The sequence below is a fragment of the Achromobacter pulmonis genome (genome assembly GCF_002885955.2).
Taxonomy (GTDB): Bacteria; Pseudomonadota; Gammaproteobacteria; order Burkholderiales; family Burkholderiaceae_B; genus Achromobacter; species Achromobacter pulmonis_A.
This window is the reverse complement of the sequence record NZ_POQS01000014.1, coordinates 45,635-63,437: the sequence shown is the minus strand read 5'-3', so window position 1 is coordinate 63,437 and position 17,803 is coordinate 45,635. Positions and strand designations below refer to the sequence as shown.

Genomic DNA, 17,803 nt, shown 5'->3' with positions numbered 1-17,803 from the left:
GGAGGAGATGGAGCGCTTACTGTTTACCATGCTTTGCTCTCGCAGAGCATGATGCAGACCTGGGTACTGGATTGCGCCTCTGCGTCCGCAGGCCGCGCCGTTCCTGCTTCGCTATCCCCAAGAAGTGCTCATGAGCGTGACGAGATCTCGCTGTGATAGCACTTCGGTGAACTCTCGCCAATCTTTTTCCGGCGGCGTCATTGTGCCGGTGTAGCGCAGATCGAAGCCTGTAGCGTTTTTCTGAGCGTTGATGTAGTCGTCCAGCTTCTCGCCAAGGGTTTCGATATCGTCGATCCACTCGTCTTTGATGGTGTCCGGCAGTGAGCCAAAAAGGTCGTAGCGATTCTTCATGCGTTCTGACAGACGTTCGTAGATCTTCTCGTCTACTGTCTGCTCGAACACCAGATTGAGCATGTCTACGGTTGAGCGTCGCTGCCCGAAGCGTTTGATGCGTCCGATTCGCTGTTCGAGCCGGGTGGGGTTCCAGGGCAAATCGACATTGACGAGGGTACCTAGGGTCTGCAGGTTCAAGCCTTCGCAGGCGGCGTCTGTTGCCACCATGACGCGAATCTGGCGCTCGGCCACCATGCGTTTGAGTGTTTCACGCTCAACGCTCACGCTGTCGCCGCGCTGGTACAGACGGCTGCGGCCTGCCCCGGCGTACAGACCGATGGCTTCGTCTGGGTAACGGGCGGCCAATGAATCGGCTATCCACTTGGCTGTATCGTAATACTGGCTGAAGATGATGACGCCCCAATCCAACCATTTTTCCCGTTCCAGGAAATAGACTATGGCCTCCATCTTCGGGTCGGCACTTAGGCGTTCCAGTCGGGTAATCAGGCGTTGTAGAACCTCGCGTTCCTCGCCTGTTTCGACTTGCAGGTCANGCCCCAATCCAACCATTTTTCCCGTTCCAGGAAATAGACTATGGCCTCCATCTTCGGGTCGGCACTTAGGCGTTCCAGTCGGGTAATCAGGCGTTGTAGAACCTCGCGTTCCTCGCCTGTTTCGACTTGCAGGTCAGCTTCCTGCTCTTCGTCTTCCTCATGAATAGTCTCTCCTCGCAATAAGCGTCTTGCTGTTTCCAAGCCCGCATGAATGCTTGAGCAGATACGTTGCTCCATAAGGTTCTTCATGAAGCCACTGCCCTTGCCGCGTTTGGAAAGTGCCTTACCGAAGGCACGAGCTTCGTCATAAGCCCGCCGGAGATCCTCAGAGGTGCGGAGTGCCTTGCCCTCGAATAACGTGTCAAAGGCCTGCGGCTCAGCTATCCGAGCGCGTTCCGGGTGTACGTCCACGCCCACACGCTCCAACAGGCCTGCATCTTCCAGCTGCTGGCGCTTTCGTAGTACGACATGGCGTACTAGCGGGTTTTCCCGCTGAAGGAGGGTGGCGCCGGCTATGCGACGTTCCAATTCTTCTTCCAGGATTTCCCGTGTTTCCTCTGTCAAATCGATCAGCGGGCGGGAGGTTTGCCATTCGCCGTTTTGCAGTTCGAGGTCTTGCCGGATTGCGGAAAATAATCGGCGCGCGCGTGGTTCCGTCGTAGATTCCATGCGTGGCAGGGGAGAGCGTAGGAGCTCCCAAGCATGGGAAAGTGTTTCGACCTGCACGCGGCCAGCGAGAATGTCCAGCACTTCGTCGGGGCGGTGCCAGTGCGCCATGTCGTGACCTAGGACGAATCGCCCTGGGCCTTGATGCAGGATCCCCATCAAATCCCATAGGTCGGTCGGGTCGGTTTGAATGGGTGTTGCTGTTCCCAGTAGGACATGATCGGCCCGCGCTGCGATTTCGCGCATGAAGGCCAACAATTCGTTGGGTGTGCCTGCCTCTCGGCCAAAACCCTGGCGGGTTCTTGCCTTGTGTGCTTCATCCAGGATGACCACGCCGAATCGCATACCCAGAAGGTGTTGCTTTTCGAGTGAGTCGCGCATCATCAATCCGGTGGATACGATGCCAATGCGTAGCGGGCAGCTGGCAATCTGTTCGCGACCCGCTGGCGATAAAACCCGCTCGTTGGTGTCCAACCAGACCTTACCCATGGTATCCCAACGTGCTGTCGGGATACCCAGCTTGTCCAGCAGTTCTGTTTGCCACTGCTCGGTCAAGGTCGCAGGCGCGAAAATCACGACGGGGCGGCGTGGGCCGTTCTCTTTGTCAGAGAGCAGGCATAGCGTTAGGGCGGCGGTTGCGAGCGAGAGCGTTTTTCCCAGGCCTACTTCATCAGCCAGGAGCAGGCGAACCGTGCCATAGAGGCGCTGGTGCCGCAGGCATTCAGTCAGAAATCCCTGTTGCCAAGGCTGAAGCTGTTGTCCTTCCCGGTATAGGGGGGATTCGATAAGGGCAGCGGGTGCGATGCTTTCGTCCTCATCGAGCTCAGCAAACTCAATTTCCCGTCGATAACTGCGCCGATGGACTTCACGAATCACTGCACGCGGCAAGGGCTTAGCGGCGTTCCAGAGGAAATCAAACTCTTCCTCGATCCACGCTACACCTTCGGGCGAATCGTCCTCCCACAGAATTTCGTAGTGGCGTTGCCAACCGCTACGCGTTTCGTTCATCGAGCCGATGAAGCCTAGGCGGCGACCATCAGCCAAGGTAATCACGCCCGCCTTCCCATGGACAAAGCCACAGATATCGTCGGGTGCAATTCGAACGGCTTGTCCGTGTTTGGCAAGAAAGGAATCTAGCCGTCGATAGCGTTCGCGGTTCAGCAAGGCTTCGGCTTCAAGGCCGCGTTCGTTCCAGCGGCCCAGCATTTTGCTTTCACGCAGCTGTGCCACCCTCAGATCGTCGGGGTGGATGTCCACGTTACAGACGATCTGTACTTCAGGAATATGTTCCAGTGCTTCGCCGGCGACCTCAAACAACGAGCTGGTGAAATAGCCCGCGATACGTTTGTAGCTCTGGGCTCCGACCAGGTGCTGCATCAGAAAGCTTGCATCCAGCTTGTGAGCTCGCGAGGAAAAGCGACGTATACCCATGAGTGCGAGTCCTTACTCGCCAAATCGCAGGTTCTTCAGGCGGGCGCCCAGCACTTCAGCCGCACTGCGAGTTTCCGAATCGGGTGATTTTTGCTCGATGAATGCCAGCGTATCAACCATCACAGCGCGCGCCTCAAGAAAGTCGGTCATCTCGTTACGCATCTGATCGACGATGGCCTGTGGCTCTGTATCCTTGCTGAGTTGTTGCAGCGCGATGATGAGCCTTCCCAACCTGGTTGGGCCGATTTCTGTGCTGTCAGTCAAATCACGAGAGGCGTACTCGCTCACCCGCTTGAGCCGAGCGTGATTCGGACGCATATCGCCCATGACGCGCGAATAGTCCTCAACGTGAAAGGCCTTAGCGAAGTTCTGGTAATTGTCGAGCTTGGACGCGCCGGTTGTTTCCATGTCAAGCATGCGCAGCATGAAGCGTTCGATTCCAGAGAGCTTCGCCCAGGTGTCAGCTGAAAGCCCTTCCGGCACCAGCAGGTTGGAGGCGGTTTCGGCAGCCTGTTGCACCATCTCATCCACTATCGTGACTTCTCCGCGTGCACGAGGACGCAGCGCAAAGGTCGTGACATCTTCGCCTCCGATATGGGTGTAGGCTGTAAGTACCTTCAGCGCCGCTGCATAGCCCGCCATTTGCAGGTCAGAGTCATTGAACACAGGTTCGCCGTTTTGCGCTGTCACTGTGTCGTTTAAATGCAGCATGGACTCGATTTGGCGGACGACCTCTTGCCGGACGGAGGGCAGCAGGCGTTGTTTGAAGCCGCTACGTTTGCCGGCAGGGCGTTTCTTGAGCATCAGGATGATCGTGCCTTGTACGTAAGCGCCAACCTTTCCAGATGTTGTTTCTGTTGCTATGTACCACGCAGCGACTACCTGTAAATTGGCCGCCCAAAATATGCTGATGAGATCACCCCAGACTGCAGTATCTTGATGAGTAAACATCACGCTTTGCATGCCGTTGTCCGGCATCTGATCGGCCATGGCCTTGTAGGCGGCAACCATCCCGTGCCGAAACTCTTCGTTTACACCCTTGATAGCAAGCGCACGGCGCGAGTCCCACACCCAGTCGTCAAAAGGCTTGGGAGGATTCTTGCGTAGCCATGCGATAAAAAATTCAGTGATTTCATGATACACAACAGCATCCGCATAAGGCGGGTCTGATATGTAAATATCATTTCGCTCAGAAATCAGGGACGCCTCGGCTGACCGAATAGTACTCGCTCCAACTACTGGCTGACGGTCGTGGATGTCGGTGACACCTACGAATACTGGCTCAAGATAAGGCCAGGCTCTGACCCCCCAGTTCATTGGTGTACTAAGTGACTGATCACTAAAAACCTGAGCTATCTTAGGCATCCGTCCGGGGCCGGGAAAGATATCCCACACACAAAGCTTCGCTGATCGTTGAATTGCATCAGGGAGAAATGCGATAACTTTGCTTTGTAGCTCTTCATCTAGCTTCGAGATTTCCCTCTTCAATATTGCAAGGATAAGAAGTTGTCTGGGTGAGAAAAGGTGGTGCCAGTGCGTCCATCCGCGGGTACGAATAGGTTCTTCTGTCTTAAGACCTACCTCGATTTCCATATCTGGAACCAACCCCTGTGCTTGCCAACTCGCCAGGTTTTTTGCCACTATGGAGCTTATTAGGTCTTCTCTCGAAATATCATATTCTGTCGGAGCCGTTATGATTACTTTTGGACGAGCCCCTTCCAATTCACCCTTGATTGTCCACATAATGGCATAGAGGCGCTCTTGAAAAACATCATTGGTCCGAGGCTCGAAATCACTCAGATCCCAGCGTCGTAAGTTATTATTTGAAGAGCCGTCCGGTAAGCGATGATCTCCTCTTAATGTCTTAATCGGCGTTCTAAACGTTTTTCCACTTAATTCGTAAACAAGATCCCCGTTTTGCAAAGTTCCCTTTGCAGCTACCCTCATTTCAGCTTCAGAGACACCCCGAGCAATTTGGATGTCAAAACATCGCTTTTCGAAATTAGGACTTAGGCGCGCAATAACATTTCCCGTTTTCGCAACAATCCAGCTAGGGAAGGTCTGAAGAACTCGATTTCAAACATCCAAAAATCGACCTCATGACCAAAGTATTCAAAAATGGTTAAAAACTGCTCAAATCATCGCCACTTTCGGGTTGTTTGCACCCCGATCAGGCCCGTTTTCGGGCCTGTTGGCGCTTTTTGGGCGCACTTACCCTGCCACCGCCGTCAACGGGCGGCGTGCCATCCAGATATTGGACAGCGTAAACAACATTTTCAAATGCGCAGTGTTCTTGGCCAGTCCACGGAATCTGACTTTACGAAACCCGAATTGGCATTTGATGACACGAAACGGATGCTCAACCTTGGCTCGAAGACTGGATTTGGCCCGCTCAATGTTTTGCGTCAAACGATCAATTGCGCTGTTACCCAAGGCGCGCCGTTTGCCGGGGCGCATGGCAATGTGCCAGGTTACGTCACGCCCTTGGTGCTCGGGTCGTTTGTCTACGCCTTGATAACCGGCATCGCCAAAAGCCAACGTTTCTTCACCATGCAGCAACGCAGCCGCCTGAGTAACATCATGCTCATTGGCAGCGGTGCCCACCACCGTGTGGACCAGCCCGCTGTGAAGATCAACCCCAATGTGGGCCTTCATCCCAAAGTGCCACTGGTTTCCCTTTTTGGTCTGATGCATCTCGGGGTCCCGCGTGCCGCTGGCGTTCTTGGTCGAGCTGGGTGCATCGATAATTGTGGCGTCCACAATGGTGCCTTTGCGCACCTGAATGCCTTGATCCTGCAACAGCAGGTTGACCGCCTCAAGCGCTTGGTCGGCAATGTTGTGCTGCTCGAGCAGATGACGGAAGTTCAAAATGGTGGTCTCGTCCGGCACACGACCTCCAGGCAGTTTGGCAAACTGGCGCATCGAAAAGCTGTCGTACAGCGTCTCTTCCATGGCCGGGTCCGACAGCGAAAACCACAGTTGCATGAAGTAGATGCGCAGCATCGTTTCCAGCGGATACGGTGGACGACCGATGCCCGGTTTGGGGTAATGCGGATCGACCAGATCGGCAAAGAGCTTCCACGGCACCGCACGCTCCATCTTGGCCAGAAACTTCTCACGGCGCGTTTTCTTGCGTTTGCCAACGTACTCGGCTTCGGAAAAACTCAACTGGCTCATCGGGTTCACTCGGATCGGACTGTTTTCAATAACTTATATTCTGACAGGTTCGTTGGACTTGTTCAGAGGTTCCCTAGGCGCCACTGGTACTAGCCAACCAGTCTCGGGGCAACGTGCCTCAAGACAATAAAGATAAGCTTTGGCACGATTGCCATGCTGATCGTGTTCGATGCCGAGCTTCATGATTTCCGCATCAACGGCCGCTGCCACCTGTTTCTGTGCTTTTTCGATTTCGGCTCGTGTGTTGGCTTTGGCGCCGATAATATTCAACGCGCCCCAAGTCAACATGCAGGCAACGGGATTCAAGTCTGATGCGAAGACCTCACAACCGAGGCGAGCGGCTTCGAAAGGAATAGAGCCCCCACCACTAAAGGTGTCACCAACCCTCGGGCGGTGGCCGTAGCGCAGGATACCTAGCTGCTCTATTAATTCAGAAAAGGAATGGGCATTCACACCCAAATGAGCATAGTGTTGATTAACTGCCGTCCATACTGGTGCATAGAGCCACTCCTGATCAACTTCTTCTGGACGTTTGCCAAGGCTCGCTTTTTCGACATAGCTGGTGAGCGTCGTTAAGGCGCGACGATATAACACAAGTCTGTCTTCAGCAGTGATGTCTCGGCGCCAACCGCGTCCAGTAAAGTAATGCTCCGGGTCCGAAATGCTAACCATTTCGCGCAGCTTGGATGCGGAGAGTGAATTGGCTGCCAGCGCGCGCCTAGCTAAGCTCTCGTCGTCAAACGCCATGAGCTTCTCGAAAATCGCAAGATCGGCCTCTGTATCTTCCGTCGGCACTAGAAGAGTACCGAGTATGATGGCACGGACAAGGATTAGCGGTTTACGGCCTTTCCAATAGGAGCCTAGCGCGGTAAGTGTTTGACCTGCTCCTGCCTTGCGCTCCCGCTGGGCTTCGAACGAAACTTTCTGCGCCGGAAACACCGTTTCGATCAGCGCCGGTGCATCTTTCAGGGCGAGCGGCGTGAGCGCTGCGGTATTTGTTTTCGCGTGCATTGCGTATATTGCTTCTAGTGTGTGACAGTCGTGGTTTCTGGAACGAGCCAGCCCTGTGAACGCAATCGTTCTTCGGCGATGGCTAACTGGCGCGGGGTGAACTGCCGCTTGCGAGCATTCCACGCATACACCTGGCGTTCCAGGTTGTTTTGCACTGAGGTGCTTTCGCGGGTCAGTACCCAATGCACTGTGGACAGCAGTTCCAGCCCGTAAGGCGATTCGAAGCCTTCCACCAGCTTAGTGACGCGTTCAAAGTTTGCGCGGCTTTCCGTGTGTTGATCCAGAAAGGCTTTGGCGTCTTCTACCGCGCCAGGAACCAACGAGAGGGATTTTTCAGGGGCGTCGCCACCATCGGCATAACCAGAGATCAGGTGGCCTTCGACCGCCTTCAACACGTGGCGGAGGTTTTCCGCGTAAGGGCCGTAATGATGCTTGATGTATTTGAGTCGCAGTGGCTCACCGGCTTCTTGCATGAAGTACATCAGCTTGTGGACTTCCAGCAGCGTCACGAAGGGATCAAGTAGGCCGCCCAGGTAACGTTGCATTAGTTCGACCAAAGCTGCCCGGCCTGCCGTCATTTTGGGAACGTCGCGTACATGCGCGATTTTTTCAGCGGCAGGTGCACCACTGGGTTCATAGACAAGTACCTGTATGTCGTCTAGATCTGCAAGTGCGTGCTCAATCCGCTGGCGCACCAGCTGCCAATCCAGGCCGCCAAGGCCGGCTCCCAGCGGAGGCACTGCGATGGAGCGGATGCCTCGGCTGCGAATGACATTGACGAGATCAATCAGGCCCGACTCGATGTCTTCAATGCGGCTTTTTCCGCGCCAATGGCGCTTGGTTGGGAAGTTGATAATGAAACGCGGTGGTGTGAGCTGGCCGGTTTCAAAGACGAACATGCGGCCCGGCTGCACTTCCTTGATTTTGCAGGCGGCCTCGTATGCCTTGAAGTTGTCAGGGAAGACGTTCTTGAACTGCAAGGCTATGCCGCGACCCATGACGCCAACACAATTAACGGTGTTGACCAGTGCGTCAGCTTCACATTTGAGGATGTCACCCGAGGTGTATTCAATCATGGCTATATTCCTCTTTCAGTAATACCAGTCCGGCAGGATTTCTACCGCAGGGCGGTGTCCGTGCGCCGGAAGGGCGTTAATAACTTGAGCATAAACGGCAGCGGATTTGACGCCAATACGTTCAATTAAATGCCAGGGGAAGCGTTGTTCAACCAGAAATTCCGCTTGTTTGCCCTCTTTGTGTGCGCGCCAGTCGCGCGCCTGTACGGCAGTCCAGTTGATCTCGTTCAGACGAGCCAGATCATTGCGATCTTCAAAAAAATAGGAACCCGCATTGGACAGCGTAAATGCCCAGCGGACCGCGTGCTGGTTAGCCCAAGCTACGACAGTGTGCAAGTCCGCTTCAAAGTGCAGAATGGGAGCCTGGCCGCCACGGTATGCTAATTCCTGATGATTGCCTTGATAGATCATATAGAGCATGACTGATCTGGGGCAGAAGTAAAACGGCACACAATTCCCAACGTATAAATCAGGATGGCTGCTTAAGCGCAACTCGTTCAATCGTCTTTGCTTGATGGTGGTCATGCCAATAGTGGTGCCTGCCGGCGCTCGCCGCAGCACCTCAGCATCGCACCATAGGAAACCGTCGGCCACAATGGCCGGTAGGCGATCTACATGGGCAATGTGGTAGATCTTGGGGTGGGGTGGTGTCAGCATTGCGCTCATGGCGATTCATCCCCGAACAGCCCCAGGGAAACCTGTGTGGTTTCTTGAACAGATCTTCCACGTCTTGCGCTTGGAGCTAATAGCTCACTCTGGGCAACATCGCCCAATGCGTGTTTCAGCGCAATGCGCCAGCCTTTACCGCCGTCCATGACGCCGCCGGTGCTGACGGCAGCCATACCAAATAGCCACCAACGCTCTTCAGGGCGCAGTGCCAGCCAGTTGCGTACGGCGACAGGGATTCTTTCCTTATCCATTTGCTCAACGGCCCAGGCAAGCACGCACAATTCTCTGCCGAGCAGCCGGTCTACCGGGTTGTCGCCCACCTTCCATGTGCTGGGCTTTAAACCATGTGTGGCTAGTCGAGCATTGAAAGCGCGTTGTACTTCTGCGCGGATGGCCGTCCAGCGAGGCCGCTCCAGAAGGACGCGGTCAATCACTGCAATATCGTTGCTTGCTGCCTGCAAGCCCAGGTATTCACTAATCTGGACTTTCCCGCTGCTGGCCTTTGGAATGATGACCTTGAAATGGTGAGGATCAGAAGTCGCAGGCACACCAAAGCCCAGCGTAGGGGGGGCTTTAGTACCCGCCTTGCGTGATTGGGTGCGAACTGCGGCTTCGGCCATATTATTCTTCCTGGGTGATGTCGCCCGGCCTCAACTCAATTTCGGCGAGCTTCGCGAACTCTTTGAGTGCGAAACCGGAATTGAATTGGATACCGTCGGCAATTGTGATGTTGAGCGCTGCATCGGGCTCTTTGAGCACCTCGCGCAGGCTGTTTACGACGCCTTCGATCATGAGGGCAGTGACTTCGCGTTCCTGGAAGCGCACCGTTACCGTGTTTTCGCCTTCTCCGATTTCAACGCGCACACCCTTGAATCGGGTGTCCGGTTGATCGCGGAATTGATTGATGACGGAGAAAACCCGGTCAGTGGTATCGAGCGAGACACGCTTGCCTTGCAGGCGAGCCGGCTTGCTGTCCACGATATGTACGGTCTTGTCGCCACTGGCAGGAATCTGAAAATCCGCTGTTTTGTTGGCTTCGCCTGCCCGCGCATAGACCAGTAGGCGGTAACTCGCTGCGTCGATCTCGAAGGGGCCGTCGTAACGGATGCCGTCTTTTGGGTTGGAGCCATCCAAGGTATAAAAAATGTCCGCCGACGGTGTGACTGCCAATGTAACGCGACGTTTGTCCGCAGCTGGATCGACTTGATGGCGAATCTTCAGGTCAGCGAGCCAGCGTGTAGGTGGGGCGCTTTCATAGCGCCCAGTGGGCTCTTTGACCAAGAAATAGACCGTGCCCTCGCCGGTCGTGAAGTTGTCGAGGTCTTCAACCTTATTATCCTGGTCGGAGACATCCGGCTTGGTTGACCAATAGACAATGGGGCTTTCACCCGCATGGCGGGGTGTGAGGCTCAACACCGTTTCGCCAGTGTCCGGTTTGACGGCACTGATAGACACATTGACGCTGGCCTTGTCTTTGGGAAATGGCCCTTTCTCTATATAGCCATCTTCGCCCAAGCGCCAACGGCCTTGTTTCAAGGCTTCCGTCTTGAGTGTCTCCAATCCACTGACGCCAGGCATCCATGGCCAAATTGGCGAGCATTTCGCGCGGCTGACGACATCTTTCCAGGGCGTGCGACGATTATCTTTGCCCGACGGCCACAAATATTCTTCAGCTTGCGCGAAGCATTCTTCCAAATTGTCCTTTCCAAGCTCTAGCACAAGCTTGTAGTCTGCGCGTGGGCTCGCCAGAAGTTTCTCGATCTGGGTTTCAGCGGATTGATCGTCTTCGCCGAGTTTCAAACCCTGGTCGATAGTGACGGCGGCGAGCACATCGCGGCCATCTACAGGGTCGTTTACCGGGAAGTAGAGACGGTTGTACGCCGCTGATAGCGCCTTGCTGAATCGATCCTCGGACTCCTCATAGCGGTCTCGGGCTTCCTCGAACAGCGTGTCACCAGACTTCAGACGCTTGTGAATCTGTTCCACGGCATAAAGTTCACGCAGCCGTTCCTCAACCGCCTCGGCCAGCAGGCTGTCCTGTCCAGAAAGCACCAGCAGGTTGTTCTTCTCTTGTTGGTAATCGAAGAAGTTCTGCAGTGCGCTCGGTGGAACCTTGCCATCTGGCTTAATGACGATTAGCGTGCGTGGCCCGCCAAGCTTGAGATCGTCGAGTTTGGGAAGTACCTGCACATCCTGATAGGCAGTCTTATTAACCGGCGTGAGGATTCCTGTCAGGCGATTGATAAGTGCCTGATCTACCTTTGGCTGAGGCACTTCCTTGGCGTTGCGCTCAATCTGGCGCGAAAGATTTTCCGTTTCTTTAATGAATAAGCGTTGTTCTTCGCGGTGGAGATACCACGCTGATTCACGCAAGCGCTGCAACGCTTGAAGAAACTCGTCGGGCTTGCGCTGAGGTGCGGCTAAAAACTCAATGATCTCGCTTTCAGACAAACCGATGCGGCCACCCACTGCACGCGACAGGCTGGATGACAGTAGTAAAGTCATCAGCTGTTGCGATGCATCACTTGCCAGATCAACGTCGATCAGTTCAGCGATGGCATTGCCGGAGTCCGCAATATCGCGTGTCACTGCCGGCATCAACTTGGGTGCTATGCGTTCGATCTCGTCTTTGACCTGGGGGTCATTCAGATTCAGGTGTTGGGTGCCGATCAGAAAGACGTCGTCGGTTTCCCGCTCGTCCACGCTCTTGAGTAGGCGTGCGGTGAACTGCATCAAACCCCGTGTCTGCCGGAAGCCTTCATTCTCCTTGAACAAAGCGACCAAGTGCTTGAAGGAGGGATGGAAGGGGTAGGTTTCCCGGACTTGCTCTGCGATTTGTTCGATGCTGCTGGCTATGATGTAGCCACCATCCTCGGCTTTTTTAATCTGCTGGGCGTATTCCTCTGCAACTTCCGAGATGACACGTTCGTCTGGCAGCTCGTCGATCAGGCGTTTCTTCAGAATTTCGTAGATTTCGTTGCCAGCCAGTTGCACAGGCGTGATCGTCATGGCCTGGCGACGGGTTTCTTGCTGCAAGTTGGAAATAGCGTCTGCCAGTGCCTTAGTCTGAGCCTTGTAGCTGCCCGAAAGGTTAGCGATGACGATAGCGCAATTGGGAAGCTCCAGCGCCGCGCTCATCAGGCTGGAAAGGCTGTAGACCGCCATATTGGCCAGCGTGCCTTGGCCGAACACCTGCGTACTGGCATTGTCTAGGTAGGGCGGCAACTCGTCCAGGAGGATCAAGGTTGGTTGGTCGCCAATGATTTCCTTCCACTGCCGTTGATCGACCGCCTTGGGGCCATTGGCCCAATAAGGCTTGATGGCTTCAGCTTCACCGAGTTGGGTAGCGATTTCGCCCCAAATGAAGTTGTCGGGATTGTTGCGACCGTTAAATGCTGCAACGCGCGTCTGGCCAAAATCTAAACGTGAGGTCAAGTCTGCGGGTAGTACGGCGCTGCGTAAATGAGGATGGCGGGCTAGCAAGCCCAGCGCAATCATCATGTGCGTTTTACCGCCACCCATGGCTTGGGTGAGTTCGAAAACGGCCTGATCAGACTTGCCGGATAGCCGTAGCAAGCCCTCACGGAAAAGCTGCTCCATGCCGTGAGTGACAAAGTTGCGCGAGAAAAACTCACGACCGTCACCCTCGTCATGGATGAGGTCTGCCAGATTTTCGATGCCTTGGCTCATCCGATAGTCTCGGATGATGGGGTTGAATCGGCAGGCTTGCTTGACCGTCTTAATCATGAACGCGCTCCGTTGTTGTTTTTTACTTCCTCGGAGTGCGGAATTGTGATGCCGTTTCGTTCGCAATAGCCGCGAATGAGAACTTCAACCATGTTCGCAATGGATCGATGCTCTTGATCCGCTGCGATGCGAAGTGCCTCTTTCAATCCGGGGTCGATACGAAATGTAAGTGTAGCAGTCTTGGCGGTGGCCATAGCGTCTCCGGGCGCTACTGTAAATGTACTGCACTTTACAGTATGGACGGCGCTGCGGCAACTTTGTCATTGCTTCAGAATCCTCTTGGGATCTAGACCGCCCATAGGCGGTTGAGGCGCTCGCCGCGCGGCGAGTGTCAGCAGTCATTCCCCCATCGGCATAGGTCACCATTACCGTGAGTGCGCCGCCTAAAACGCCGACTGTATCACTCCACTCCGCCCTGCAAGGGTGCGCTTCGCCGGGTACTCACCCGGTCCCTCCGGTTCTCTTCGTTCTCCTGTGGGCTGCGGCTTCCGTTCCCGCCCCTTTCCGTACGTCCTTCCTTGGTCCAGCGCGGCAAGGCGACGAACTCACGGCAACGGTGGCACTCCGGGCCAGACGTAGTACTGCGGACACCGCAAAACCTACAGAAGGCTCGGAATCTTCGGCCCCGGTGCCAGTTAACCCCGAAAGGAGAATGAACCATGGAAAACCAAAGCGCCGCGCTGAGCTACGACAACATGAATGCGATGCCCGCCCTGTATGTACGCGGCCCCAGCGGTCGCTATAGGCTGGCCAGCGATGACATGATTCTTGCGGCTGGCCGCATGGCCGCAGAGAGTCTGCTTCCGCAGTCACAGCCCGTCGATAACCCGGTGAAGGTGCGCAAGTTCTTTCAATCCAAGCTGGCCGGCCTTGGGCATGAATGCGCAGCTTTCTTGTATCTGGATAGCAGGTTCAAGCCCATCCAGTACATAGAGCAGGGCATGGGAACGATCAATCAGGCCAGCGTGTATCCGCGCGAGATCGTGAAAACCGCATTGCGCCTGAATGCCGCCGCGCTCATCATGTCGCACAACCACCCGTCTGGTTCCACCGAGCCAAGCACCGCCGACTTGAATTTGACCCAGCATCTCAAGAAAGCACTGGCGTTGATTGATGTACGGTTTTTGGACCATATCATTGTCACGGCGACGGAAACGATTTCGTTGGCTGAACGCGGACAGGTGTGACGGCCTGAAAAATCGGGCAGGGCGTTCCGCCCTGCCGTCGGACGATAGTGCACGTGCAACCGCACTTTTCACTTTGTCATATATAGTTAAGAAGTACAGCCCTGTGAATTGAAAGTGAGAAGCTCCGGTTGACCAAACAGCGTTGCTTAAGCTCACAGCGGGACAGCAAACGACTTTAAGGCGGCGGCTGCGAAAGTAAGGCGGAGACCAGGAAAATCGTCACCGGGAGCTCTCACCAAGAACTAAGCATTAAGGGAGGGAGCATGCTTCGACGTATTGAATCTATCTCAAATGCGGCAGTTTGGAGCGGCTACGATGGAAAAGCCAGTACTGCGCCAGATTTCGGGCGCTACAACTTAATTTACGGCTGGAATGCTTCGGGCAAAACCACCCTTTCTCGTGTTGTCGATTTGTTTGGTGGAACTGGCGGGGTACGGCTACCCACTAACGCCCGGGTTCGCGTGAGTGTCGAGAACGAGGTATTGGATAGTGCGAGAGAGCAGGACCGTCATCGTATTGCGATTCGGGTCTTCAATCGCGATTTCATTGACGCCAACCTGCAGCGAGACGACTACACACACGCGCCCGCGTTATTTATCGTCGGTCAAGAAAACATACGGTTGAGTAATCGTATTGCGGTGTTGACGCGCCGACGGGAACGGCTGGCTGGGATGTATCGGGCGATCCAGAAGAGGCAGAGCGATGCCCAAGGGACCAGAGAGAAGGCCGCCACTGACCTGGCCCGCGACTGTGGAACAATGCTGGGAGTCCGAGATTTTAGGGCGCCAAATCTCAAAGCGCTCGCGGAGGCTTTAGCAAACCCGGCAGAGCATCTATTGGACGAAATTACGTTGCAAGCAGCGGTCGCTCAGGCCCGTGACCAAGGTGAGTTTGCACCACTACGTAGTTTCCCGATGGTGGCATCGGCTGAGCTTTCAAAAATTGATGATGTTGCTCGGTTGTTGAGGCAGGCACCCCAGCAGAACGCCATCAAGCGCCTGGCCGATGCTCCTGCGCTAAGCGAGTGGGTACGCTCAGGCCTGCGATTCCATCAGCACACCGATACCTGTGCATTTTGCGGAGGCGACGCGGCGCAGGCGCTAGAGGCATATGCCAAGCACTTTTCTGACGAGTATCAGCGCCAGTACGCAGCCATCCAGGCCGCGATCAGCCGTCTGGAGCAGCAAACGACGTTGCCTAGTTTTCCACATGAGAAAGAATGGGTACCCGGAGTTCGGGCCAAAGCCCAAGAGGTGATGCACCGGCTGGAAGCTTGGCACGTCCAGCAGAGAGAAATTCGCTCGTCTTGGGTACGACAACTTCGCGCGAAGCTGAAAAACATGGACGCAGTGCTGTCTGTTGAGTCGGTCGACCCTCAGGCCCCCGGGTTGGCGGCTATTCTTGCAGACCTCCAGCAGGTGAAGGACGAACACAACCGCGCTTGTCACGAATTGGCCACTACTCGCCGGAGTGCGGCGGACAAGGTCAAAGCTCATTTTGCTGCGCGGTACTTGCTCGATCCAGGAGCAGCAGACACGCGCGAAGCACTTAAGCAGGCGGGCGTTACTCTGGCTCGGATAGAAAAAATTGGCTTGAAGATCAAGGGGCAAACCGAGGGAGCGCACGCGGAACTACAGCGCAGCTCGGTAGCGGCAACCCAAATCAATGATCTTCTCAAGCGGCTTCTCGGCCCACGTATCTCAGTCGAGGAAGCTCCGGACAAGCGAATCCGGTTTATCAGAGACGAGCAACCGGCCATCAACATGAGCGATGGGGAGCGAACGGCGGTATCACTTGCATATTTCCTGGCCAGTCTGGGGCAGAACGGGCAGCGGCTTGAGGATCTAATCGTTTTTATCGATGACCCTATCAGCAGCCTCGACGCCAACCATATCTATGATGTGGCCTACCTACTCATCGCGAATCTGAAGGCGTGCCGGCAACTTTTCATTTCGACCCACAGCTCAGAATTCTTCAACACCATCAAGCAGGACTGGGCTGATCGGGGTGGAAGGTTCAAGAAGCATCACGCAGCGTTTCTCGTCCACCGGGAAGGTGACGGGCAAAGCCAGCTGTTAAACCTTCCAGCACATCTTGCGAAGTTCCGATCTGATTATCACCATGTATTCCACTGTCTCCGAAGGTTCCAGGTCAGCGAAAGCCAGGACATCAATGCCTATATGAGTTGTCCAAACCTGCTTCGGAGGTTCCTGGAAATGTACTTAGGATTCAGGAGGCCCACGCCCCAGCCATACGTGAACAAGCTGGACATCCTATTTGACGACGAAGTAGAGCGTGGAGCGGTGGCAAGGTACGCGGACGAGGGTTCTCACAGCACTTCAACGCTTCGTCTTCTGGAGTATTCGGACTTCCCAGCGATGTCACGCGGAATGGTGGAACGCGTCATGAAGGCCTTAGAGCGTGTGGACCCGGATCACTATGAGATACTGATAGCGGAAACGGCTTAACGGTCCCGAAGTCGTAGTCGGCCAATCTCCATAATCAAGATTTCGCTCGCAACGGGCCTTCCAGTGAGGTAATACAAACTTCCCACGGCGTGTCCCTCCACCTGACGGCTGCGGGCCGGGCTGTCGTGCTTCACATCAAGCCGCCTGCTGCGTCTTGCCCCTTCGGGCTTCCATCCCTCACGTCTCCGCGCCTGCCGGCGCTGCGCGCTGCGCTTGCCCTGGGCCGCTGGCCCAAGTAAGGGCCGCGCCGGGCGCGGCTGGGGCGCTCGCCGCGCGGCTGCCGTGCGGGGTCATCGCTCGGGCGGGCCGCTGTTCCGTTTTCCGTGAGTTCCGTCGCCAAAACCGCCGACTGTATCACTGCGCTTCTTCCTACACGGGGTTCGCTTCGCCGGGTACTCACCCGGTCCCTCCGCTTCGCTTCAGGCTGCGGCTTCCGTTCCCGCCTCTTTCCGGTCGGCGCTACATGATCCAGATCGGCACGGCGACGGAACTCACGGAAGACGGCGGCAAGACCGGAGAGCCTGCATAAATCCCACACGGCGGATTTACGTTTCGGCTCAAGAATCTTCGGATCCGGTCAGCTGAAAACCCAAAACCTCATTTGGAGATCAGATCATGAACACCTATGAAGCGAAGCAGGCAGCACGGAAAGCAGGGTATCAGGCTAAGGCCGCACAGGCGGAACGACAGGCAGACGCGGCACACGCCCAGGCGCACGATATGGCACAGGCCATTCCCTTTGGTCAGCCGATTCTAGTGGGCCATCACTCCGAACGTAGCGACCGCCGGTATCGGGAACGCATTCATCAGGGCTATGAAAAGTCCTTCGATCTGCAGAAGAAGGCTGAACACTATGCAGACAAGGCCGCAGCGGTAGGGAAAGGCGGTATTTCCAGCGATGACCCCGACGCCATCGAAAAGCTGAAGGCCAAACTGGCATCGTTGCAGGCATGGCAGGACACCATGAAGAACCTGAATGGCATTCTTCGCCGCCAAGCCAAGGCCGACCCGGAAACCCGCATCAGCGCCCTGGTAGCCACCGGCCTGGTGGATGACTCCCGCGCCCGCGACCTCATCAAGCCCGACTTTATGGGCCGCATCGGTTTCGCAACGTATCAGCTGCAGAACAACAACGCCAACATTCGCCGCATTGCCCAGCGCATCAAAGACCTGGAGAAAGTAGCCGACCGGCCCGAGTTTGAGCGCAGCGGCCCCGGCTACATCTACCGCGAGGATCCGCAGGAAAACCGCGCCGTGTTCCTGTTTGACGGCAAACCCGCCAAGGAAACCCGCGACTTGCTCAAGCGCCACGGTTTCCGCTGGAGCCCCACACGTAGCGCCTGGGTGCGGCAACTGACAGGCAATGCCCAATGGGCGGCAATGGATGTTATGCGCGCCCTCGAACTCGCCCAGCGACAGCAATAAACCTTTCCCACCTGGGCGAAAGGGTCGCCCAGGCCTTCACCCTGACTGACACAAAGGAG

At 55.6% G+C, this 17,803-nt stretch carries 13 protein-coding genes; 3 read left to right on the top strand and 10 right to left on the bottom strand.

Features of this window, described 5'->3' with window-relative positions:
* Positions 1-111: 111 nt before the first annotated feature.
* The 10 genes from C1I89_RS32100 to C1I89_RS32055 form a co-directional block, all read right to left on the bottom strand.
* On the bottom strand, positions 112-801 hold the full coding sequence (locus tag C1I89_RS32100) for a helicase-related protein (RefSeq protein WP_181391101.1): 690 nt from the start codon (positions 799-801) through the stop codon (positions 112-114).
* 35 nt (positions 802-836) lie between these two features.
* Entirely contained in the window at positions 837-2,930 is a 2,094-nt protein-coding gene (locus tag C1I89_RS32095) for an SNF2-related protein (RefSeq protein ID WP_440130680.1), read from the bottom strand.
* Positions 2,931-2,996: 66 nt separating this feature from the next.
* Entirely contained in the window at positions 2,997-4,931 is a 1,935-nt protein-coding gene (locus tag C1I89_RS34270; RefSeq protein WP_146196970.1) for a hypothetical protein, read from the bottom strand.
* A 264-nt stretch (positions 4,932-5,195) separates the two neighbouring features.
* A complete protein-coding gene (locus C1I89_RS32085) occupies positions 5,196-6,161 on the bottom strand; it encodes an IS5 family transposase (RefSeq protein ID WP_102770808.1) in 966 nt (321 codons plus the stop codon).
* 33 nt (positions 6,162-6,194) lie between these two features.
* Positions 6,195-7,172: a DUF1156 domain-containing protein gene (locus C1I89_RS32080; protein ID WP_102776219.1), complete on the bottom strand. Its 978-nt coding sequence runs from the start codon at positions 7,170-7,172 to the stop codon at positions 6,195-6,197.
* Between the two features lie 14 nt (positions 7,173-7,186).
* The gene (gene darG, locus C1I89_RS32075) at positions 7,187-8,248 is read right to left on the bottom strand and encodes a type II toxin-antitoxin system antitoxin DNA ADP-ribosyl glycohydrolase DarG (RefSeq protein WP_102776218.1); all 1,062 of its coding nucleotides are present in this window, start codon (positions 8,246-8,248) and stop codon (positions 7,187-7,189) included.
* Positions 8,249-8,263: 15 nt separating this feature from the next.
* Positions 8,264-8,914, bottom strand: a complete 651-nt coding sequence (gene darT / locus C1I89_RS32070; protein ID WP_102776217.1) for a type II toxin-antitoxin system toxin DNA ADP-ribosyl transferase DarT — start codon at positions 8,912-8,914, stop codon at positions 8,264-8,266.
* Positions 8,911-9,537, bottom strand: a complete 627-nt coding sequence (locus C1I89_RS32065; RefSeq protein WP_102776216.1) for an anti-phage-associated DUF3780 domain-containing protein — start codon at positions 9,535-9,537, stop codon at positions 8,911-8,913. The genes darT and C1I89_RS32065 overlap by 4 nt, the downstream gene beginning before the upstream one ends.
* Before the next feature lies 1 nt (position 9,538).
* Complete coding sequence (locus C1I89_RS32060) at positions 9,539-12,664, bottom strand: anti-phage-associated DUF499 domain-containing protein (protein ID WP_102776215.1); 3,126 nt, start codon at positions 12,662-12,664, stop codon at positions 9,539-9,541.
* On the bottom strand, positions 12,661-12,858 hold the full coding sequence (locus tag C1I89_RS32055) for a ribbon-helix-helix domain-containing protein (protein WP_102776214.1): 198 nt from the start codon (positions 12,856-12,858) through the stop codon (positions 12,661-12,663). The genes C1I89_RS32060 and C1I89_RS32055 overlap by 4 nt, the downstream gene beginning before the upstream one ends.
* 465 nt (positions 12,859-13,323) lie before the next feature.
* Between C1I89_RS32055 and C1I89_RS32050 the strand changes: the two genes are divergently transcribed.
* The 3 genes from C1I89_RS32050 to C1I89_RS32040 all read left to right on the top strand — a co-directional run bounded on the left by C1I89_RS32050 (position 13,324) and on the right by C1I89_RS32040 (position 17,744).
* Entirely contained in the window at positions 13,324-13,851 is a 528-nt protein-coding gene (locus C1I89_RS32050; RefSeq protein WP_102776213.1) for a JAB domain-containing protein, read from the top strand.
* A gap of 263 nt (positions 13,852-14,114) precedes the next feature.
* Positions 14,115-16,319 carry an AAA family ATPase gene (locus tag C1I89_RS32045; RefSeq protein ID WP_102776212.1) on the top strand — a complete coding sequence of 735 codons (2,205 nt, stop codon included), beginning with the start codon at positions 14,115-14,117 and terminating at the stop codon, positions 16,317-16,319.
* Positions 16,320-16,934: 615 nt separating this feature from the next.
* Positions 16,935-17,744 (top strand): DUF3560 domain-containing protein, encoded by an 810-nt coding sequence (locus C1I89_RS32040; RefSeq protein WP_102776211.1) that lies wholly within the window; start codon positions 16,935-16,937, stop codon positions 17,742-17,744.
* Positions 17,745-17,803: the final 59 nt, after the last annotated feature.